We start from the raw sequence: 19,471 nt of genomic DNA, 5'->3' as shown, positions 1-19,471 counted from the left end.
TACATCTACTATCTGATCTACCATCGACGGTCATGGGCCCCGCGAGCTTCCTGACGCTGCCGACCCGGCCGCCCAAGCCCCGCTCGGCCGGGCTCACCCACGTCCTCGACACCGGCGTGACGCCCGCCGTCGCGGCGGATCTGCTCGCCGGCACGGCCCCGTACGTCGACATCTGGAAGACCGGGTGGGGCACCGCCTACCTCGACGGCCGGATCGCGGACAAGCTCGCCGTGCTCGCCGACCACGACGTCGCGTCGTGCCTCGGGGGCACGCTGCTCGAGATCGCCTGGGCCCAGGGGGTGGCCGAGGCGTGCCTCGCGTGGGCGGACGAGGCCGGCTTCACCCACGTCGAGGTGTCGCGGGGCACCGTGCCGATGGCGCTCGAGGCCAAGCACGAGCTGGTCCGGCGCGCCGCCGACCGGTTCGTCGTGGTCACCGAGGTCGGGGCCAAGGACCCGGCCCAGCAGCACACCCTCGCGCAGTGGGGCGACGAGGCGGGGCAGGACCGCGCCGCCGGCGCCGCGCTCGTGGTCGCCGAGGGGCGTCAGAGCGGCACCGTCGGGATCTACGACGGCGACGGGACGGTCCGCGAGGACGTGGTGGACGAGATCGTCGACGCCGTGGGCCTCGACCGCGTCGTCTTCGAGGCACCCCGCGCCGGGCAGCAGGCGTGGTTCGTCCGGCGCTTCGGGCCCGGGGTGAACCTGGGCAACGTCGCGCTCGACGAGATCCTCTCGGTGGAGACGCTGCGGCTGGGCCTGCGCTCGGACACCGCCGAGGTGTCCCTGCCCGTCACCGCGGAGCCCGTGCGGTGAGGGGCACGCCCAACCTCGTCCCCGGGCGCTACCGGGGCGTCGCCGTCGCGCGCTTCGACGGGCCGCTCGACGAGGCGTCCCTGCGTACGCACTACCTGGGGCGCGAGGCCTACTGGAAGACGCGGTTCCTCGTGGTGCGCCCGCACGACGAGACCTCGGGTGACGTGGCCCTGCTCGCCGTCGCGCGGGATCCCGGCGACGCGCTCTTCAGCCCGATCACGGCGGTCGAGCTCCTCGCGGGCCCCGACGAGTGCGTGTTCGTGTACCGCCCGGACGTCGACACGGCGATCCCGTCCGCGCTGGTCGCCGTGGCCGCCGAGGTCCCCGGCGCCCGCGCGGTGGTGGTGCAGGGCCGGTACGAGCACGTCAACTTCGTGGTCGACCCCGACGCGCTGCGGGTGGTGGTGCGCGAGGTGGTGCCGCCGCACCCGGCCAAGCTCGCCGACCAGGCCCGCCGGATCGTCGACGTCACCGAGACCCTGCGGCCGCTGCGCCTCGAGAGCGAGGTCGTCGACCTGGCCGACCTCGCCCGCCGGCTCCCCGCCGAGCACTACCTGCTCCCGTGCCGCGGCGGCGGGAGCGAGATCCCCGGCGCCACGATGTCCTACCTCGACGAACGACCGGAGCCCGCCGACTGGACCCTCGTCGGCTGCGAGCGCTCCCGCCAGATCCACCGGTGGTTCTACGGCCACGACGCGCCACAGGTCGACTTCTGTCCGAAGGCCGACCCGGCCGCGGCCGGCGCCGGAGCCCTGCTGACCAAGTGCTGCCTGCAGCAGGAGGAGCTCGACGAGGGCGTCGCCGAGGGGCCGGACGGGCCGACGGCGTGGGTGTCGGTGCCGTGGGGCGCCTCGCTGGAGCACGTGCGGGAGGCGCTGGGCCGGCTCGCCGAGCTCGCCGAGAGCCAGGGGGCGGCGCCGTGGTCACCCGCCTGACCGACTCGCCGGTCTACGCGCACCTCTGGTCCACCCCGGAGCTCGAGGAGCTGCTCGGGGAGACGGCCCGCTGGCAGGCCTGGCTCGACGTCCTCGTCGCGCTCGCCCGCGTGCAGGCGCGCCACGGTCTCGTCCCGCCCGGGGCCGCCGAGCAGATCGCCGCCGGGGCCCGCGCGGACGCGCTCGACCTGGACCGGGTCGCGGCGGGGACCCGGTCGACGTCGCACTCCACGCTCGGCCTCATCCGGGAGCTGCAGCGGGTGCTGCCGGAGTCCGCGCGCGAGCACGTCTACGTCGGCGCCACCGTGCAGGACGTCAGCGACACGTGGTTCGGCCTGCTGATGCGCGACGTCGGGGCGATCGTCCGGCGCGACCTGCTGGCCCTCGAGGCGACGGTGCTGGATCTGGCCACGACCCACCGCGACACGGTCATGGTCGGGCGCACCCACGGCCAGCCCGGCGCCCCGATCACCTTCGGCTTCAAGGCCGCGTCCTGGGCCGACGAGCTGCGCCGCCACCTCGACCGCCTGCGCGAGGGGCGTCCGCGGTGGGCGGTGGGCCAGCTCGCCGGCGCGGTGGGCGCGCTCGCGTTCCACGAGGCCGAGCTCGACCCGCTCGCGCTGCGCCGGGACTTCTGCGCCGAGCTCGGGCTGGGCGACCCGGGCGCGTCCTGGCTGACCAGCCGCGACCGCGTCGCCGAGTTCGGGCACGTCCTGGCCCTGGTCTGCGGGACGCTCGCGCGCATCGGGACCGAGGTCTACGAGCTCGCCCGCCCCGAGATCGGCGAGCTCGCCGAGCCGACCACCGCGACCGCCGTCGGCAGCATCACGATGCCGCACAAGCGCAACCCCGAGGTCGGCGAGCACCTCGACACCCTCGCCCGCCTGGCCCGGTCGTCGGCCGGGGTGCTGCTCGAGGGCACCGTCGTCAGCCACGAGCGCGACGGCCGCGGGTGGAAGGCCGAGTGGGTCGCCCTGCCCGAGGTCTGCCTGCTGACCGGGACCGCGCTCGGGCTCGCACGCACGCTCCTGGCGGGTCTCGAGGTCCACGACGGCGCGATGGCCGCGAACCTCGAGCGCTTCGGCGACCGGCTCACCTCCGAGCGCGTGCTCGCGGGGCTGTCCGGGCGCCTCGGCAAGCACGCGGCCCAGGACCTGCTCCAGGGCGTGCTCGCCGGCGGTGGCGACGTCGTCGACGGGGTCGTGGCACGCGGGGTCGCGTCGGCCGACGAGGTGCGCGGGTGGATGGCGCGCGCCCCGGTCGCCACCGCGGGACGGATGGTCGACGAGGTGGTGGCGCGGGCCCGCGGGGCCCGGGCGGGGGAGGGCGTGTGACCTGGCTGCCCCGGCTCCCGCCCCGCCTGCCGCTCGGCACGCTGCCGACCCCGCTGGTGGACGCGCCGCGGCTGCGCGCCGAGCTCGGGTGCGGGCCGCTGCGGATCAAGCGGGACGACCTCGCCGGCTTCGGGATCGCCGGGAACAAGACGCGCCCGCTCGAGTACCTGCTGGGCGACGCGCAGGCCCACGGCGTGGACGTGCTGGTCACCGGCGGCGGGCCGGACTCGAACTTCGTCGCGGCGGCGGCGATGGCGGCGCGGGTCGCGGGCATCGCCTGCGAGCTGGTGGTGTGGGGCGGCGCCTCCCGAGGTCGGCCGGCTCCGGGCCCGACGCCGAACCTGGCGCTGGCGGAGGCCGCCGGCGCGCGCCTCGTGCCGCTGGGTGACGACCGGCGGGAACGCGTCGACGTCGTCGTCGCCGAGCGGGCCGCCGAGCTCCGGGCCGCGGGACGCCGGCCGCTGGCGGTGCCCCGCGGCGGGTCGACCCCCGTCGGCGCCGCGGGCTTCGCGCGGGCCGCCGCCGAGGTGCTCGACCAGTGCGTGCGCCTCGACGGGGCGTTCCCGGCGACCGTGGTGCTCCCGCTGGGCTCCGGCGGCAGCACCGCGGGCCTGCTCGTCGGCCTGGCCGCGGCCGGCGCCGACACGACGGTGCTCGCGGTGTCGGTGAGCCGGCCGCCGGAGGAGATCACCCCCAAGGTGCTGGACCTCGGGCGCGCCTGCGCCGCGGCCCTGGGCACCGCGCCGCCGCGGGAGGACCGCCTCGAGGTGGTCGACCACCGGGGACCCGGCTTCGGGCGGGCGTCGGCCGCGGACCGGGACGCCGCGGCGACGGTCCTGCGCACCGAGGGACTGCTGCTCGACGACACCTACGGCGCCAAGGCGTTCGCCGTCGCCCTGGCGCGGCTGCGGGCCGGGCCGGTTCACGAGGAGCGGCCCGGCCCCGTCGTCCTCTGGCACACCGGCGGCGTCGCGTCCGCCCTGACCCACCTCGGCGAGACCGTCCCCGCCACGACAGGAGCACCATGACCGCACGTCGCGTCCGCGAGTCGGGCCCCCCGCGGACGGCCGCGGCGCCCGAGCTCGTCGACTCCGGCTTCGCGCTGGAGAACGCCGACGCACCGTTCCTGCACCGCGGGCTGAACCTGGCCGACATGGGGCACGTGCTCGACCTCGCGCGCCGCGGTCTCGTGCCCGACGACGCCCGGCAGGCGGTCCTGGCGCTGCTCCTCGAGGCCGACGCGACGCCGCCCGAGGACTTCCCGTACGACCCGGAGCTGGGTGAGCCCTACAACTCGCGCGAGGCCTACTTCGTCTCCCGGATCGGCGACGCGGCGGGCTGGCTGCACGCCGGGCGCCCCCGCCGCGAGGCCGTGCGGATCGCGCTGCGCCTGCACATCCGGCGCCAGATCGTCGAGCTGATCAGCGACACCGCCCGCTTCGGGCTCGCCGCCGTCGACCGTGCCGAGGAGCACGCCGAGACGGTGATGCCGGACCAGACGTACCTGCAGCACGCGCAGCCCTCGACGTTCGGGCACTACGTCCTCTCGTTCGTCTACTCCGCGGTGCGCGACGCCGAGCGGCTGCTCGGCGAGCTCGACTGGGTCGACGCGAGCCCCGGCGGCGCGGGCTGCGTCAACGGCACGCGGCTGCTCACCGACCGCGAGTTCATCGCGAGCACGCTGGGCTTCTCCGACGTCATCGAGCACACGCGCGACGCGATGTGGCAGGTCGACGGGCTGATCGCCGTGCTCGCGACGTCGTCGAGCCTGCTGACGACGTTCTGCAAGCTCGCCGAGGACCTCGAGATCTGGTCGTCGAGCGAGTTCGACTACGTCGACCTCGACGACGGCTACACCCGCGCCAGCGTCCTCATGCCGCAGAAGCGCAACCCGTACGCGCTGTCGATCATCCGGGGCGCGTCCGGCGTGCTCATCGGGCGGCTCGCCGGGTTCCTCGCCGTGACCAAGAGCCCCTCGGCCCGCAGCGACAACCTGATCTACGCCTACGGCGAGGTGCCCCGCGCGCTCGACCTGGCCGTCCGCATCGCGCGCCTCTCCGCGGGCGTGGTGCGCACGCTGCGGGTGAACACCGACCGGCTCGCCGAGGAGGTCCGCGGCGGCTACACGCAGGCCACCGACCTCGCCGAGTACCTCGTGCAGTCCTGCGACGTCGACTACCGGACCGCCTACCTCATCGTCGGTCGCACGGTGCGGGCGGCGAGCCGCGCCGGCGTGCGCGGTGTCGCCATCACCGGCGAGATGATCGACGAGGCGGCCGTGGAGCACCGCGGCACGCCCCTCGGCGTGGCCGGGCGCGACCTGTCCACCGTGCTGGACCCGTGGCAGATCGTGCTCTCGCGCGACGCCCGCGGCGGGGCGTCGCCCGACGCGCTGGCCCGCATGACGACGAGCCTGCGCAACCGCCTCGACGGTCTCGCGGCGTCCGCCGCCGACCGGCTCGCCGGCTACGACAGCGCCGAGGCCGCGCTGCTCGCCGCGGCACGCCAGGGCTCAGGCCCGCACCCCTCAGGCCCGCACCCCTCAGGCCCGCACCCCTCAGGAGGAGCACGATGAGCACCACCGGACCCCCGATCGTCCTGCCCGACGAGGTCGCGGTGGTCAACGTCGGGCTGCCGATGTTCGCCGACGCGGTGCGCGCCCAGGGGCGTCCGGTGGAGCACGTCGACTGGCGCCCGCCCGCCGGCGGCCGGCCGGACGCCATCCGGGCGCTGACCCGGCTGTACGCCGGCCGCGGCGCGGAGATCGACGCCGCCAACGCCGAGGTGCTGCGCCGCCTCGACACCGGCGTGCCCTTCCTCGTCGGCGTCGCCCCGGCCGGCGAGGTGGTCCCGGGCGTCTCCGAGGCCGGCGGCCGGGTCCTCCTGCACTGCGGCCCGGCGATCGGGTGGGAGCAGGTGGCCGACCCGCTGCGCCGCTCGATGCGCGCCGCGACGGTGGCCGAGGGCTGGGCCGTCGACACGGCCGGGGCCGACGGGCTGCTCGCCTCGGGGGCGGTGCGCCTCGAGCCGGCGAACCTCCACGACACCGTCGTGCCGATGGCCAGCGCGATCGGGCCGACCGCGCCCGTCCTCGTCATCGAGATGTCCACCGGCGACGGGACGGTCCGGACGTTCGCGCCGATCAACCAGGGGCCCGGCGAGGTCCCCTGGTTCGGCCGCGACACCGATGCCGCGATCGCGCGGCTGCGCCTGCTGCGTGACGTCGCCGGCCCCGCCGTCGCCGCGATCCTGGCGCGCACCGGACCGCTCGACGTCCTGGCGATGGCGGCCCAGGGCATCGCGATGGGCGACGACCTCCACATGCGCACCCAGGCCGCGACCAACCTCCTCGTCCGCACCTGGCTGCCACACATCGCGGCGCTGCCCGAGGACTCCCGCCAGGGCTTCGCCGACTTCCTCGGCGGCAACCACCTGTTCTTCCTGACGCTCGCGATGGGCGCGGCCCGCGCGCTCACGGCGTGGGCGGGCCAGGTGACGGGCTCGAGCATCGTCACGACGATGTCGCGCAACGGCACGACGTTCGGGATCCGGCTCGCGGGCTCCGACCGCTGGTACGTCACGGACTCGCCGCCGGTCGGCGAGGCCCTCTACTACTCGGGCTACGGCCCGGACGACGCCGCGCCGGACATCGGCGACAGCGCCGTGCTCGAGCTCGTCGGCCTCGGCGGGCCGGCGGCGGGGAACTCGCCGGCGGTCGCGGCGTTCCTCGGCGGGTCGATGGCCGACGCCGCCCGCGCCACCGAGGTCTTCCGCCGCATCTGCGTCGGCGCCAGCAGCCGGTTCACGCTGCCCGCGCTCGGGTTCAGCGGCACCCCGGTGGGGGTGGACGTGCGCGCGGTGGTCGAGCTCGGGATCACCCCCAAGGTCACCACCGGCATCCTCGCCGCGCACTCGGGGGTCGGGCAGGTCGGCGCCGGGGTCGCCACGGCGCCTCTGGACTGCTTCGTCGCGGCGCTGCTGGACCTGGCCGGCGAGGACGGTGGGGTGGCCGTGTGACCGTCGACCTGGGGGAGGGCGCCCACGCGGTGCTCGCCCGGCCGTGCCGCGGGACGGTCGTCGCCGTCTACCGGCGGGCGGCGTACCTGCGACTGGACGGGGAGACCGGTAGCCACATCGTGGCGCTCGTCGACGCCTCCCTCGCCGCGGGGCCGCTGCACGTGCGGTGCGCGGTCCTGCCCCCGCTGCGCGCGGGGCAGCCGGTGGCGGGCGACGGCACGCGGCTCGCGGGCGGGCACTGGGCGCTGCGCGTCGACGGGCCGGTGTGGCGGGGCGCGCTGCCGGCCGCGGAGTCGCTCGTCGGGGATCCCCCGCGCCCGGTGGACGTGGACCCCGAGGTCGAGGACCTCGTCCGGGCCGGGCGGCTCGAGGAGCTCGCCGCGCGGGTGGGCGGCCGGGGCCCCGGCCTGACCCCGTCCGGCGACGACCAGCTCGCCGGCGTCCTCGTCGTCGCCCGGCTGGTCGGGGGCCCGGCCGCGGGGCCGCGCCTCGACGCGATCGCCGCGGGCGTGGCGACCACGGAGATCGCCCGCGCGTTCCTGGCGTGGGCCGCGCGGGGGCAGTGCATCGCCCCGGTGCACGACTGGCTGGCCGCGGTCGCTCCGGGCCGGCCGGAGGAGCTCGCCGCGGCCCAGCGCTCGCTCGTCGCCGTCGGCGCGAGCTCCGGCGCGCACCTGGCCGCCGGGCTGGCGCTCGCGGTGTCTCAGCTCCCGCGGACCACGAGCCAGATCGCCCGCGCGGGCCCGGAGCCGCTGTTGCGCCAGAGCGCCGGCCGGTCACCCGGGTAGTGCAGCGTGTCGCCGGCGCCGACGACGTGGCGCTCACCGGCCAGCTCGAAGCTCAGCTCGCCGTCGAGGACGTGCACGAGGACCTCCCCGCTGCGCGGGCCCTCGTCGGCGCCCGAGGCGCCCCCGTCGACCTCGGTGACCGCGCCCTGCAGACGGAAGCGGGCGGCGGGACCGGTGATGCCCGCGCGCTCGACCGACGGCGGCGAGGGCAGGTCGGGACGCGCGTGGGCCGGGACCAGGCTGGCGACGGGCTCGGGGACGCGGTCGTCGACGAAGTGGCCGATCGGGCGCTCGAGCGCCGCCGCCAGCTTCAGGAGCGTCGTGATCGTCGGGACCATGTCGCCGCGCTCGACCTTGTGCACCGACGCGGCCGAGACGTCCGCACGCCGCGCCAGCTGCTGCAGCGACAGGCCGGCCTGTTGCCGCAGGTCACGGACCTTGGGGCCGATCGCCTCCACCACCGCCGCGTAGCCGGGGGCCTCCGCCGCCGGGGCGGGATCGGGCTCGGCACCGGGCGCGGAGTCAGGCTCGCCGCGGTCCGTCGCGGCGGCCGCTGATCGGGCCATGGGGCCTCCTTGACACGGATGGCGCGCTTAGTATCGTAAATGACCATCACCTATGGTGGCCATCCCGGAGCGAGCCCGTCCGCCCGCGCCGACGCATCGTACGAGTCCGACGAGGGGTTCCGTGTGCCGCACAAGACCGTGATCATCGGGGGTGGGGCCGCCGGGCTGGGCGCCGCCGGAGGGGTCAAGGCGGCCTCCCCGGACGCCGAGGTGGTCGTCTACACCGAGTTCGAGGACGTCGCCTACAGCCCCTGCGGGATCCCCTATGTCCACGGCAAGGAGATCTCGGACTTCGACAAGCTGTTCCTCGCGACCAAGGAGCAGTACGTCAGCGCCGGCATCGACGTGCACTACGAGACCACGGTGACGAAGGTCGACACCGCGGCCAGGACGGTCCACGTCGAGGGCGAGGGCGCGGTCTCCTACGACACGCTGATCTTCGCCACCGGGTTCGACTACGCCGACCCGGGCGTGCCGGGCAAGGACCTCGGCGGCCTCTACTACGTCAAGAACATCCGCCGGGCCATGGAGTGGGACGAGGTCCTCGACTCCGTGAAGACGGCCGTGGTCATCGAGGCGACGCCCCTCGGCGTCGAGATGACGACGTCGCTGGCACACCGCGGGATCGAGACGCACCTCGTCGACCCGCACCCGTGGCCGCTCGCGGAGATGGCCGACCCCGACATCATGGCGCCGGTCGAGGAGTCCTGGCGCGAGCTGGGCGTCATCACGCACTTCAACACCACGCTCAAGGGGTTCGTCGGCCAGGGGCGGGTCAGCTCCGTGGCCACCTCGGACGGCGAGATCCCCTGCGACCTGGTCGTCGTCGCCACCCACAAGGTGCCCAACGCGCGGCTCGCCGCGGCGGCGGGCCTGGAGATCGGCTCGACCGGCGGCGTCGTCGTCGACGAGCGGATGGCGACGTCGGTCGACGGGGTCTTCGCGGCCGGCGACTGCACCGAGATCCCGCACGGGCTCACCCGCGTCCCGCTGCAGGGCCTCACCGGCAGCCACGCGTACGCCCAGGGCAAGACGGCGGGCCAGAACGCCGGCGGCGGCGACCGGCGGTACAAGGCGGTGTACGTCCCGTGGGGCACGCCGGCGGGCAAGTGGATCATCGGCGGCGCGTCGTTCGGCGAGACCACGGCGACGGCGCTCGGCATCCCGTACGTCGTCGGCCAGGCCCAGGGCATCTCCCGGGCCCGTTACTACCCGGGCGTCAAGCCCGTGAAGGTCAAGCTGCTCGCCGAGCCCGGGTCGCTGCGCCTCATCGGCGCCCAGATCGTCGGCGGCGAGGGGATCAAGGAGCGCGCCGACTTCCTCGCGATGGCGGTGAAGCACGGGTTCACGTTCCACGACCTCTCCACCATGGAGAACGTCTACTCGCCGGCGATCGGCGCGCTGAACGAGCCGATCGTCGTCGCGGCGACCAACGGGCTCGAGGAGCTGCGGAAGGCGGGGAAGCTCTAGATGCCGCGCACGCGGAACTCCTTCTCCCGGTGGCTGCGGGAGAACTCCGAGCACTACCTGATGATCGACGCCCACGAGCGGCTCGCCCGGCGCTACTCGGGCACCCGCCCGCCCCGGCCGCCGCACGGGGCCGTCGACCTGTTCTGGCGGCGCGTCTTCGCGCCGACCTACCGGGCACTGCCCTGGCCGCTGCGTCACCGCGTCATGCGCGCGATGCCCGGCAGCCATCGCCGGACCTGGTCACCGCCCCCCGAACGGCGGGACCCGGCGGTCTGAGCACGTGCAGCACGAATCGAGCGACACAGAGAATGGGGTGTGACCGTGGTCCAGGTCGTTGGTGAGCGGGTCAGCAAGGGCGACGCGATCGTCGATTACGAGGACAAGGTCTTCGACGACATCCAGGCCGAGACGGGGGAGAAGGCGTACATCTTCATGCACACCGTGCCCTTCGAGGGCTCGGTCGGGCTGGTCAACATGCTGACCGCGACCCGCGTGCGCCGGAAGGGCTTCGACACCAGCATCGTGCTCTTCGGCCCGGGGTCGCTGATGGCCTCGGCCTCCCGCGGCTTCCCGACGGTCGGGGACGAGGCCTTCCCCGGGGCGCTCGGCTACAACAAGCAGCTGCAGACCTTCATGAACGAGGGTGGCAAGGTCTACGCGTGCCGGTTCTCCGCCGCGATGCTCTACGGCATGCGGGAGGTCGACATGATGGAGGGCGTCAAGCCGGTCAACCCCCTCGACATCCTCGACGCCCAGCTCACGGCACGGCGCGAAGGCGCGCTCGTGATGCAGACCTGGACGGTCTGACCTTCGGTCCCGTGCGTGCTCGTCCGTGCCGGTGCACGGACGGGCACGCACCCGCGCGCAGCGCAGAGGAGGGTCCTCGCATGGACTCGATCGCCGACATGGGCGGCACCCAGGGGTGGGGCCCCGCGCAGGTGCCCACCGACGAACCGCCCTTCGCCGAGCCCTGGGAGGGCCGGAGCTTCGCCATCACGGTGCTGACGATGGGGCGGATCTCGGGGCGCAACCTCGACGCGTTCCGCCACGCCCTGGGCCGGCTGCACCCCGTCGACTACCTCGTCGACGGCTACTACGGCCGCTGGCTCAACGCCGCCGAGCTGATGCTCACCGACTCCCGCATCCTCGCGCCCGGGGCCGTCGACGCCCGCGCCCGGCGCAACCTCGGCGAGGACGTGCCGGAGCCGGCGTTCCCCGAGCCGGACCGCCCCGACTACAAGCCCACCGCGGCGGGCTCGTTGCGCGAGGTCGAGCAGGCGCCCGCGTTCGCCGTCGGCGATGTCGTGCGGACCAAGGACCTGCACCCCGAGGGCCCGACGAAGCTCCCGGCCTACGTGCGCCGGCGCTCGGGCACCGTCACGGCGATCCGTCCCGCGCACGTGCTGCCCGACACCCACGCCGTGTTCGAGGGCGAGAACGCCCAGCACGTCTACACGGTCGGGTTCGCCTCCACGGAGCTGTGGGGCGCGGACGCCGAGCCGTTCACCCTGCACGTCGACCTGTTCGAGAGCTACCTGGAGCCGCAGTGAACGCCCCCGCAGGAGACATCTCCGGCCGTCTCTCCCCGGCCCTGCGCACCGAGGCGCTCGAGCAGCTCCTCGTCGAGCGCGAGCTGATCGACCCGGCGGTGATGGACAAGTTCATCACCACCTACGAGCGGGACGTGGGCCCGCTCAACGGCGCCAAGGTCGTCGCCCGCGCGTGGACCGACCCGGAGTACCGCGAGTGGCTGTTGCGCGACGGCACCGCCGCCATCAAGGACATGGGGTACGGCGGGCCGCAGGGCGAGCACATGGTGGTCGTCGAGCAGACCGACGACGTCCACCACGTCGTGGTCTGCACCCTGTGCTCCTGCTACCCGTGGCCGATCCTCGGGCTGCCGCCGAGCTGGTACAAGGACCCCGCCTACCGCGCGGGGATCGTGCGCACGCCGCGCCGGGTGCTGCGCGAGATGGGCCTCGACGTGCCCGAGGGCAAGGACATCCAGGTCTGGGACTCCAGCGCCGAGGTGCGCTACCTCGTGCTGCCCCAGCGCCCCGCGGGCACCGACGGCTGGGACGCCGAGGCCCTCGCCGGGATCGTCACGCGGGACGCGATGGTGGGGGTCGCCGAGGTGAGTGCCCCGTGACCGCGGTGCTCGACGTCGCGGGCGCGGCGGCCCCACCGCGGTCCAACGGCGAGCTCGTCTTCGCCGAGCCCTGGGAGAGCCGGGCGTTCGGGATGGCGGTGACGCTCGCCGACGCCGGCGTCGTCACCTGGGACGAGTTCCGCGACGCCCTGGTCGCCCGCATCGCGGCCTGGGAGACCGACCACGCGCCGGGCGAGGACTTCCACTACTACCGCTGCTGGCTCGGCGCCCTCGAGGACCGCCTGGTGGCGGCGGGCACGCTGCCCGGTGCCGCGGTGGCGGAGCGGTCGGCGCTGCTCGCCGAGCGCCCCTCGGGGCACGACCACGCCGACGGCGAGGACCACGGGCACGGTCGCGGGCACGGGCACGGGCACGGTCACGGTCACTGAGGTCGGCGACTCACAGGTCGACCAGCACGATGCCGACCGCCACCACCGCCGCGGCGATCACCCGGCTGCGCCCGAAGCGTTCGCCGAGGAACAGTGAGCCGATGAGCGCGCCGATGACGATGCTGCTCTCGCGCAGGGCGGCGATCGCCGCGGTCGCGCCGCTGGTCTGGGCGACGAGCACGAGCCCGTAGGCCACCAGCGACACCACGCCGCCACCGAATCCGGCGAGGGCCACGGGCCTCAGCTGGGCGCCCAGGGCCCGCCCGCGGCGCGCGAGGGCGATCGCCGGCATCAGCGGGCCCTGCAGCAGGAACATCCAGACCGCGTAGACCGCCACCGGGGTGGTCGCGACCGCGGTCGCGTCGACGACGGTGTAGCCGGCGATGGCGACGCCGGTGGCGAGCGCCGCGCCGAGGGCCGGCAGCGACGCCCGGGACGGGCGCCCGCCGTCGAGCGCGAGGCTGATCAGCCCCAGGGAGATGACGGCGATCCCGAGCAGCTGCAGCACCGGCAGGTCGCGGCCCAGGGCCGTCTCGATCGCGACGACGGTCAGCGGGGCGCTGCCGCGGGCGACCGGATAGACCTGGCTGAAGTCGCCGAGCTCGTAGCTCGCGAAGAGCAGGAGCGTGTAGACGCCGTGGAGCCCGGCGGAGGCGACGATCAGGGGCCAGGCGGCCACCGGCGGCGGGCCGAGCACGAGCGCGCCGGCCCCGGCGATCACGGTGTAGGCGACCCCGATGAGGGCGAAGCCGACGAGCCGGTCGGGGATGCCGTGCGCGACGGCGTTCCACACCGCGTGCAGCACCGCGGCGACCAGGGTGATCGCGACGGCGAAGGCCGGGACCCCGGCGGTCGGGGCCCCGGCGAGCAGGACGGCGGCACTCCCCACGCGACTCCCGGGCGTCGGTGAACGCCCGGGAACCTACCCCCGCCGGACGGCCGGGGCCCGGGTCGCGCGCACCTCGTCGTAGATCGCCGCGTGCCGCTGCGCCGACGCCGACCACCGGTACCGGCCCGCCGTGCCCAGGCCCCCCGCGACGAGACGACGGCGCAGGGCCGTGTCCGCGTACATCTCCATCATCGAGGCGGCGAGCGCCGCGCTGTCGCCCGAGCGCGGCAGCAGGGCGTCGTGGTGGTCGAGCAGGTACTCGCGGAACACCGGGAGGTCGCCCGCGACGACGGGCAGGCCGGCGGCCATCGCCTCGAGCACGGCCAGCCCCCAGCCCTCCTTGACCGAAGGGAAGCACAGGGCGTCCGCGCTGCGGTACCAGGCGCCGAGTTCGTCGTCGCTGACAGTGCCGAGCAGGACGACGTCCTCGCCGAGGGTGAGGCCGAGGCCGGGGAGCGCGGCGAGCGCGGCCTCGCGGTAGGGCGCGTAGTCCTGGAACGAGTGCCCGCCGACGACGGCGAGCATCGGCGGGCGCGCCATCCGGCGGACCAGCTGCCCGAGCGCCTCGAACGCGTGGTGGGTGCCCTTGCGCGGCTCCACCCCGCCGACGGCGAGGAACAGGAAGCGATCCCCCTGGTCCGACGACGCGCCCACGCGCGCCCGCATCTCGGCGCGGCGCTCGGGGGAGATCGGCGGGAAGCGGTCCGGGTCGACGCCGTTGGGGACGACCGTGGACTCGGTCGCGTAGTGGTCGTGCAGGACGCGGCGCCAGTACTGGCTCACGACGAGCACCCGGTCGGGCTCGATGATCGCCTCGCGCTGGCAGGAGACCAGCGCGGGCGTCGTGAAGTCGTCGATGTGGTGCACGGTGCGCACCACCGACACCGGGGCGCCGGCCGCGCGGACGCGCGCCGCGGCGCGGGCGGCGATGCAGTCCTGGGCGTGCAGCACGTCCGCCCCGTCCGCGAGATCGCCGAGGGCGTCGGTCAGGGCGTCGATCGAGGCGAACACGCGCTCGGTCAGCGTGCCGTCCCTCGCCGGGGCCGGCAGCACCGTGTGCGGCACCGTGGTGGGCCGGAACAGCCGGTCCCCCTGGGTGACGAGGTGGACCCGCCGGCCCAGGTCGTGCAGCGCCTCGGCCAGCGCCAGCGTGTGCACCATCCCGCCGCGCGGCGAGGTGGAGTGGGTGACCAGCACGATGCCGGGCCCGTCCCCGTCCCCGTCACCTCCCGGAGAGCTCACAGCGCGACCTCCGCCAGCGCCGGCTCGCGACGCGCGATCGCGGCGGCGGCCAGCGACGCCCGCGCCGCGGTCTCGGTGACCACGCACCCGGCCTCCCGGAACGCCCGGCGCTGGCGCTCGAACCCCTGCGGATCGTGCTCGGTGCCCAGGACGTAGACGACGACCCGGGGGCCGCCGTCGGCGGTGATCGCGGCGCAGACCGGGGCGAGCTCGCCGGCCGGGTCCGGGTGCGCCCCGTACCCGAGGACGACGTCGAGCACGATCGCCGCGACCTCGGGGTCGCGGCCCTGCTCGCGCAGGTGCTCGATGCGCGCCTCGGGATCGATCATCGGGTGCGGACGCCCGCGGGTGTACTCCTCCTCGCCCAGGTCGAGGCAGACGTGCGCGGACGCCGGGGCCGGCAGGCCCAGCTCCTTGTCGACCGGGGTGTTCGAGTGCACCGGGCCGAGGACCCGGCCCAGGACGACCAGCGACTCGTAGCAGAGGGTCCCGCCGGAGAACAGGCCGCGCACGAGCGTGCGCTCCGGCCCGATCGCGGCGGTCGCCGCCTCGACCTGGGTGCGCAGGCCGAGGGTGACGTCGGGGCGCGGCCGGCCGAGGCGGTCCAGGACGGCGAGCACCCCGGTCTCGAGGGTGACGGAGACGCCGGTCTCCTCGAGCCCGATGAGCGCGGCCACGAGGGGCGTGTCCCCGGCCTCCGCGGTCACGGTGGCCGCGACCCGGGCGTCCGGCGGCTTCGAGACGAGCAGGATCGCCTCGGTGGCGGGGTCGGCCGCGAGCGCGCGGACCGCCGCGCGTCCCATGATCCCGCCGACGTCGGCGCCGAGGTCGCGCCCGCCCAGGCCCACCACGTGCGTCACGCCGACGCCGGCGCGGTCGAGCAGCACGGCCGCCTCCTGCGCACCAGTGCCGGCCGCCGCGACGACGGCCACCGCCCCGGTGCGCTCGGCGAGGGGCGCGACGACGTTGGCGAAGCCCAGGCAGGTCCGGCCCAGCATCGCGGTGCCCGCGCCCGGGCCCATGACGAGCAGACCGAGCTGCTCGGCCCGCGTCTTGAGCTCGACCTCGGTGGCGACGGGGACGTTGTCGCTGAACAGCAGGACGTGCAGGCCCTCGCTGAGCGCCTTGTGGGTCTCGAGGGCGGCGTGGTCGCCCGGCACGGAGATCACCGCGACGTTGCCGCCCGCGAGGCGCGCGAGCGCCTCGGTCTGCGTGCGCGCCGGAGCCTCGTCCGCCTCGGGACCGGACCCGGCGGCGCGCGCCGAGAACATCGCGTCCCGCCCGGCGTCCTCGGCCGCCTCGACCGCGTCCTGCGACGCCGCCCGCACCGCGAGCACGAGGTCGCCCGGGCCGGCCCCGGCCAGGTCGTCGCCGTCGAAGCCCTCGTGCCCGAGCGTCTCCAGGTTCGCGGGCGTCGCCATCGCCGCGGTCGCCCAGTCGACGCCCTCGACGGCGCGCATCGCCCGGGTGCCGGAGAGCTGGACGACGGAGTCCAGGTAGGTGTCCTTGAGGATCCGGACGGTCCGGACCGGGGTCGTCACGCCCGCACCCCCACGATCCGCGTGCCGATGCGGTCGTCGGGATGGGTGCCGACGGCGTCGAGGGAGGGCCCGGCGCGGTCGGCCGTGGTGATCACCGCGGTGCGGCCGCCCTCCTTGATGAAGCGCACGGCGGCCCGGACCTTCGGCCCCATGCTGCCGTCGGGGAACTGGTCGTCGTCCAGGTGCTTGCCCGCCTCGTCGACGGTCATCTCCTCGATCGCGCGCTGCTGCGGCGTCCCGAAGTCGAGGTGGACCTTGGGGGTGTCGGTGACCAGGACCAGCGCGTCGGCGTTCACCGACGCCGCGAGCCGCTGGGCGGTGAAGTCCTTGTCGATCACGGCGTCGATGCCCTCGAGGCCGCGGTCGCCGGCCATCACCGGGATGCCGCCGCCGCCGGCCGCCACCACGATCATGTGCTGCTCGATGAGCGCGCGGATGGCGTCGACCTCGACGATGCCCACGGGCTTCGGGGAGGCGACCACCCGCCGGAAGCCGCGGTCGCCGTCCTCGATGATCTGCCAGTTCCGGGCCGCGGCGAGGCGGCGGGCCTGGTCCTCGGTGAAGAAGGGACCGACGGGCTTGGTGGGCTTGTCGAAGGCGGGGTCGGCCGGGTCGACCATCACGTGGGTCACCACCGACACCACGCCGGGCAGGCGGCCCCGGCCCTCGGCGAGCAGGGCCAGGCTGAGCAGGCTCCCGAGCTGGCCCTGCGTCATCGAGTTGACGCAGAACAGGGGGAGGGCGGGGACGATGTCCGCCGCCTCGTCCTGCTGGATCGCGAGGTTGCCCACCTGCGGCCCGTTGCCGTGGACCAGGACGACGTTCCAGCCGGCGTCGCGCAGCGCGCAGACGGCGGCCGCCATGGCGCGGGCGTTGCGCGACTGTTCCTCGTAGGTCCCGGACTGCCCGTTGCGGGTGATGGCGTTGCCGCCGAGCGCGACCACTGCGGTCCTGGGCACGAGCACTCCTCACGGCGACCGGAGATGTCAGATCGTCGACTATAGTAGATGATCGTGTCGGGAGGTGGTCGCAGATGGCGGGCGTCGAGACCCGGGGCGAGGGCGACTGGGACGCGGCCCGGGCGCGGTGGCGCGCGGCCGCGAACCGCCTGTGGGCGGCCGCGCTCACCGACGCGGAGGGCTACCGGCGCCTCGCCGAGGGCGTCGGGGACCGGCTCGCCGAGCTGCGGCGCACGACGGCGACGCCCGCCGAGCTGCTGGCGGTGGAGGAGCGATCGGAGTCCGCGCTCGTGGACGCCGCCGCGTGTGCGATGCGCGCCGACGAGATCGAGGCCGAACAGGCGCGGGCCCGCCGCGCCGCGCTCGTCGCCGCGGCGCGGGACGAGGGCCGGACCTGGGTGGTGCTGGAGGAGGGGTTCACGCGCTCGGTGTCGATGCACCTGCCGACCGGCCTCGCCCTGGTGGCGATCGACGAGCCCTACCGGGACACCGACCCGCACGGGGTCGGGGAGGTGGCGCTCGCCGCGGAGACCGGCGAGGTGCTCGCCGGGGGTGACGACGACCCGGTCTGGTTCGCCACGCGCGCCGAGCGCGACGCCGCGCTCGCACAGCGCCGCGCGGAGATCGTGTCCCTTGACGGCGGCGGGCGCATGGTTTCCGATGAGCGATGAACGTTTCCTGTAATCAACGAGGATCGAGGGTGGATCAGGGATGACAGGGGTCCTGCGTTCCGACACGGGTCACGAGACCGCGCCGCTCGACGACCCGGGGGAGACCCCCACCCCCGCGGACATCGCCGCGCTGATCGTGGAGCTGCAGAGCGCGGGCCTGCGCACGGACGCCGACGTCGAGACCCGCACCGGCGGGGCCGGGCCGTCGGACTCCGGGATGCTGTGGATCGAGGGCATGCCGGTGACGGTCCCGGTCCGCACCGAGGAGGCCCGGCGCTCGCCCTACGTGCTGCGTCCCGAGGACGACGGCGGCCGCGCGATCTACCGCGACGGCCGGCGGCTCGCGTCGGTCGCCGCGTCCCGTCGCCCGCGCTACTACGACCGCGAGACCGCCGACGGCATCCCGTACTGGAAGATCGCGCTGCTGCACCTGGACTCGATGGCCAGCACCGTCGTCCAGACCTGCAACTACTGGAACACCGCCGACCAGTGCCGCTTCTGCGGGATCGGCGTCTCGCTGGCCGCGGGCAGCACCATCGTGAAGAAGACCCCCGAGCAGCTCGCCGAGGTCTCGGTGGCCGCGAAGGAGCTCGACGGCGCGGTGGACGCCACCCTCACCACCGGCAGCTCGACGGCGCCCGACCGCGGCGCGCGCTACGTCGCCCGGTGCGGCCGGGCCGTCAAGGACGCCTCCGGGCTCCCGGTGGAGATCCAGTTCGAGCCGCCGCGGGACCTCGCGATCCTCGACGAGGTGTACGATACGGGCGGGTCCGACGCCGTCGGCATCCACGTCGAGTCCTTCGATCCCCAGGTGCTGGCCCATGTCGCGCCGGGCAAGGCGCGCACGGGGATCGAGACCTACTTCCGGACGTGGGAGCGCGCGGTCGAGCTGTGGGGCCCGGGGCGCGTGTCGACCTACGTCATCCTCGGCATGGGCGAGGACCCCGACCTCACCGTCGAGGCCTGCCGGCGCGCGGTGGACATCGGCGTCTACCCGTTCGTCGTCCCGCTGCGCCCCGTCGCGGGGAGCCTCATGGAGGACTGGGCGCCGCCGCCCGGCCCGTACAGCAACCGGATCTACTGGCAGGTCGCCGCCTACATGAGCCAGCGGGGCATGAGCGCCGACGACGCGGTGGCCGGTTGCGCGCGGTGCCAGGCGTGCTCGGCGATCAACGCCGTCCAGCAGCCGCTGCTGCAGATCGGCCCGCGGCCGGGCTCCGCCTCGTGAGACGTCACCCGTGACCGAGCTGCGGGTCGCGCCCGCGCAGGCCGACTGCCGCCTCGTCGCGGACGCCGCGGAGGCCGAGGAGCACCACCGCATCCGGCGGGCGGTGTTCGTGGCCGAGCAGGGGATCTTCGACGGGACGGACGTCGACGCCCACGACGCCCGGCCCGACGTGCTGCACGTCGTCGCCTGGATCGACGGGCGGGCCGCCGGCGTGGTGCGGCTGTTCCCGCTCGGGGCAGCGGGTGCCTGGCAGGGCGACCGGCTCGCCGTGCTCCCCGGGTTCCGCACCGCGCGCGTCGGCGGCCCGCTCGTCCGGTTCGCCGTCGCCACGGCGGCCGCGCGCGGCGGCACCCGCATGGTGGCCCACGTGCAGCGGGACAACCGCCGCTTCTTCGAACGGCTGGGCTGGACGGCGCGGGCGGACGAGATCTACGCGGGGCGGCCCCACGTGGTCATGGACATCGATCTGGGCTGAGCC

21 protein-coding genes are annotated in these 19,471 nt (G+C 75.2%); 16 read left to right on the top strand and 5 right to left on the bottom strand.

Annotation, left to right across the window (positions count from 1 at the left end):
* Positions 1–32 precede the first annotated feature (32 nt).
* The 7 genes from PH191_RS15050 to PH191_RS15020 are packed head-to-tail and all read left to right on the top strand — an operon-like array spanning position 33 to position 7,889.
* A complete protein-coding gene (locus PH191_RS15050) occupies positions 33–815 on the top strand; it encodes a phosphosulfolactate synthase (RefSeq protein WP_274195436.1) in 783 nt (260 codons plus the stop codon).
* Positions 812–1,750: a DUF7714 family protein gene (locus tag PH191_RS15045; RefSeq protein ID WP_274195435.1), complete on the top strand. Its 939-nt coding sequence runs from the start codon at positions 812–814 to the stop codon at positions 1,748–1,750. The genes PH191_RS15050 and PH191_RS15045 overlap by 4 nt, the downstream gene beginning before the upstream one ends.
* Positions 1,735–3,084: a class-II fumarase/aspartase family protein gene (locus PH191_RS15040; protein WP_274195434.1), complete on the top strand. Its 1,350-nt coding sequence runs from the start codon at positions 1,735–1,737 to the stop codon at positions 3,082–3,084. The genes PH191_RS15045 and PH191_RS15040 overlap by 16 nt, the downstream gene beginning before the upstream one ends.
* A complete protein-coding gene (locus PH191_RS15035) occupies positions 3,081–4,112 on the top strand; it encodes a 1-aminocyclopropane-1-carboxylate deaminase/D-cysteine desulfhydrase (protein WP_274195433.1) in 1,032 nt (343 codons plus the stop codon). Before PH191_RS15040 ends, PH191_RS15035 begins: the two co-directional genes overlap by 4 nt.
* A complete protein-coding gene (locus tag PH191_RS15030) occupies positions 4,109–5,659 on the top strand; it encodes an argininosuccinate lyase (RefSeq protein ID WP_274195432.1) in 1,551 nt (516 codons plus the stop codon). The genes PH191_RS15035 and PH191_RS15030 overlap by 4 nt, the downstream gene beginning before the upstream one ends.
* The gene (locus PH191_RS15025) at positions 5,656–7,101 is read left to right on the top strand and encodes a YlbE family protein (RefSeq protein ID WP_274195431.1); all 1,446 of its coding nucleotides are present in this window, start codon (positions 5,656–5,658) and stop codon (positions 7,099–7,101) included. Before PH191_RS15030 ends, PH191_RS15025 begins: the two co-directional genes overlap by 4 nt.
* Positions 7,098–7,889 (top strand): oxamate carbamoyltransferase subunit AllH family protein, encoded by a 792-nt coding sequence (locus PH191_RS15020; protein ID WP_274195430.1) that lies wholly within the window; start codon positions 7,098–7,100, stop codon positions 7,887–7,889. The genes PH191_RS15025 and PH191_RS15020 overlap by 4 nt, the downstream gene beginning before the upstream one ends.
* Here PH191_RS15020 and PH191_RS15015 read toward each other — a convergent pair.
* On the bottom strand, positions 7,805–8,455 hold the full coding sequence (locus PH191_RS15015; RefSeq protein WP_274195429.1) for a helix-turn-helix domain-containing protein: 651 nt from the start codon (positions 8,453–8,455) through the stop codon (positions 7,805–7,807). The two genes, PH191_RS15020 and PH191_RS15015, sit on opposite strands and share 85 nt — an antisense overlap.
* 39 nt (positions 8,456–8,494) lie before the next feature.
* On the opposite strand from PH191_RS15015, the gene PH191_RS15010 reads away from it, so the two are divergent.
* The 6 genes from PH191_RS15010 to PH191_RS14985 all read left to right on the top strand — a co-directional run bounded on the left by PH191_RS15010 (position 8,495) and on the right by PH191_RS14985 (position 12,463).
* Positions 8,495–9,925, top strand: a complete 1,431-nt coding sequence (locus tag PH191_RS15010; protein ID WP_274195428.1) for an FAD-dependent oxidoreductase — start codon at positions 8,495–8,497, stop codon at positions 9,923–9,925.
* Complete coding sequence (locus PH191_RS15005) at positions 9,926–10,201, top strand: hypothetical protein (protein WP_274195427.1); 276 nt, start codon at positions 9,926–9,928, stop codon at positions 10,199–10,201. It abuts the gene before it with no gap.
* A 39-nt stretch (positions 10,202–10,240) separates the two neighbouring features.
* Positions 10,241–10,732 carry an MSMEG_0572/Sll0783 family nitrogen starvation response protein gene (locus tag PH191_RS15000; RefSeq protein ID WP_274195426.1) on the top strand — a complete coding sequence of 164 codons (492 nt, stop codon included), beginning with the start codon at positions 10,241–10,243 and terminating at the stop codon, positions 10,730–10,732.
* 80 nt (positions 10,733–10,812) lie between these two features.
* On the top strand, positions 10,813–11,475 hold the full coding sequence (nthB, locus tag PH191_RS14995; protein ID WP_274195425.1) for a nitrile hydratase subunit beta: 663 nt from the start codon (positions 10,813–10,815) through the stop codon (positions 11,473–11,475).
* The gene (gene nthA, locus PH191_RS14990) at positions 11,472–12,074 is read left to right on the top strand and encodes a nitrile hydratase subunit alpha (RefSeq protein ID WP_274195424.1); all 603 of its coding nucleotides are present in this window, start codon (positions 11,472–11,474) and stop codon (positions 12,072–12,074) included. Before nthB ends, nthA begins: the two co-directional genes overlap by 4 nt.
* Positions 12,071–12,463, top strand: coding sequence for a nitrile hydratase accessory protein (locus PH191_RS14985; RefSeq protein ID WP_274195423.1), 393 nt, complete (start codon positions 12,071–12,073; stop codon positions 12,461–12,463). Before nthA ends, PH191_RS14985 begins: the two co-directional genes overlap by 4 nt.
* Positions 12,464–12,473: 10 nt before the next feature.
* Here PH191_RS14985 and PH191_RS14980 read toward each other — a convergent pair whose 3' ends face one another.
* From PH191_RS14980 to PH191_RS14965, 4 genes are read right to left on the bottom strand one after another with little or no spacing between them, the layout of a single operon-like run.
* A complete protein-coding gene (locus tag PH191_RS14980) occupies positions 12,474–13,352 on the bottom strand; it encodes an EamA family transporter (RefSeq protein WP_274195422.1) in 879 nt (292 codons plus the stop codon).
* A gap of 33 nt (positions 13,353–13,385) precedes the next feature.
* Positions 13,386–14,594, bottom strand: a complete 1,209-nt coding sequence (locus tag PH191_RS14975) for an MSMEG_0565 family glycosyltransferase (protein ID WP_274195421.1) — start codon at positions 14,592–14,594, stop codon at positions 13,386–13,388.
* Positions 14,591–16,135: a protein FdrA gene (locus PH191_RS14970; RefSeq protein ID WP_274195420.1), complete on the bottom strand. Its 1,545-nt coding sequence runs from the start codon at positions 16,133–16,135 to the stop codon at positions 14,591–14,593. The genes PH191_RS14975 and PH191_RS14970 overlap by 4 nt, the downstream gene beginning before the upstream one ends.
* Positions 16,132–17,094: a carbamate kinase gene (locus tag PH191_RS14965; protein ID WP_274195419.1), complete on the bottom strand. Its 963-nt coding sequence runs from the start codon at positions 17,092–17,094 to the stop codon at positions 16,132–16,134. The genes PH191_RS14970 and PH191_RS14965 overlap by 4 nt, the downstream gene beginning before the upstream one ends.
* A 74-nt stretch (positions 17,095–17,168) precedes the next feature.
* On the opposite strand from PH191_RS14965, the gene PH191_RS14960 reads away from it, so the two are divergent.
* From PH191_RS14960 to PH191_RS14950, 3 genes are read left to right on the top strand one after another with little or no spacing between them, the layout of a single operon-like run.
* Entirely contained in the window at positions 17,169–17,765 is a 597-nt protein-coding gene (locus PH191_RS14960; protein WP_274195418.1) for a hypothetical protein, read from the top strand.
* Between the two features lie 40 nt (positions 17,766–17,805).
* Entirely contained in the window at positions 17,806–18,993 is a 1,188-nt protein-coding gene (locus PH191_RS14955; RefSeq protein WP_274195417.1) for an MSMEG_0568 family radical SAM protein, read from the top strand.
* A gap of 10 nt (positions 18,994–19,003) precedes the next feature.
* Positions 19,004–19,468, top strand: coding sequence for an MSMEG_0567/Sll0786 family nitrogen starvation N-acetyltransferase (locus tag PH191_RS14950; protein ID WP_274195416.1), 465 nt, complete (start codon positions 19,004–19,006; stop codon positions 19,466–19,468).
* The last annotated feature ends 3 nt before the right edge of the window (positions 19,469–19,471 follow it).

The organism is Actinomycetospora callitridis (genome assembly GCF_028737265.1).
Taxonomy (GTDB): domain Bacteria; phylum Actinomycetota; class Actinomycetes; order Mycobacteriales; family Pseudonocardiaceae; genus Actinomycetospora; species Actinomycetospora callitridis.
Note: the sequence above shows the minus strand (reverse complement) of the source record. Positions and strands in the feature narration are given on the sequence as shown.

Bases quoted from the DNA above. Each gene is read 5' to 3' on its own strand.
- PH191_RS14955 (WP_274195417.1), top strand. From the start codon at position 17,806: ATGACAGGGGTCCTGCGTTCCGACACGGGTCACGAGACCGCGCCGCTC.
- PH191_RS15025 (WP_274195431.1), top strand. From the start codon at position 5,656: ATGAGCACCACCGGACCCCCGATCGTCCTGCCCGACGAGGTCGCGGTG.
- PH191_RS15030 (WP_274195432.1), top strand. From the start codon at position 4,109: ATGACCGCACGTCGCGTCCGCGAGTCGGGCCCCCCGCGGACGGCCGCG.
- PH191_RS15005 (WP_274195427.1), top strand. From the start codon at position 9,926: ATGCCGCGCACGCGGAACTCCTTCTCCCGGTGGCTGCGGGAGAACTCC.
- PH191_RS15050 (WP_274195436.1), top strand. From the start codon at position 33: ATGGGCCCCGCGAGCTTCCTGACGCTGCCGACCCGGCCGCCCAAGCCC.
- PH191_RS15015 (WP_274195429.1), bottom strand. From the start codon at position 8,455: ATGGCCCGATCAGCGGCCGCCGCGACGGACCGCGGCGAGCCTGACTCC.
- PH191_RS14960 (WP_274195418.1), top strand. From the start codon at position 17,169: ATGGCGGGCGTCGAGACCCGGGGCGAGGGCGACTGGGACGCGGCCCGG.
- nthB (WP_274195425.1), top strand. From the start codon at position 10,813: ATGGACTCGATCGCCGACATGGGCGGCACCCAGGGGTGGGGCCCCGCG.
- PH191_RS15010 (WP_274195428.1), top strand. From the start codon at position 8,495: ATGACCATCACCTATGGTGGCCATCCCGGAGCGAGCCCGTCCGCCCGC.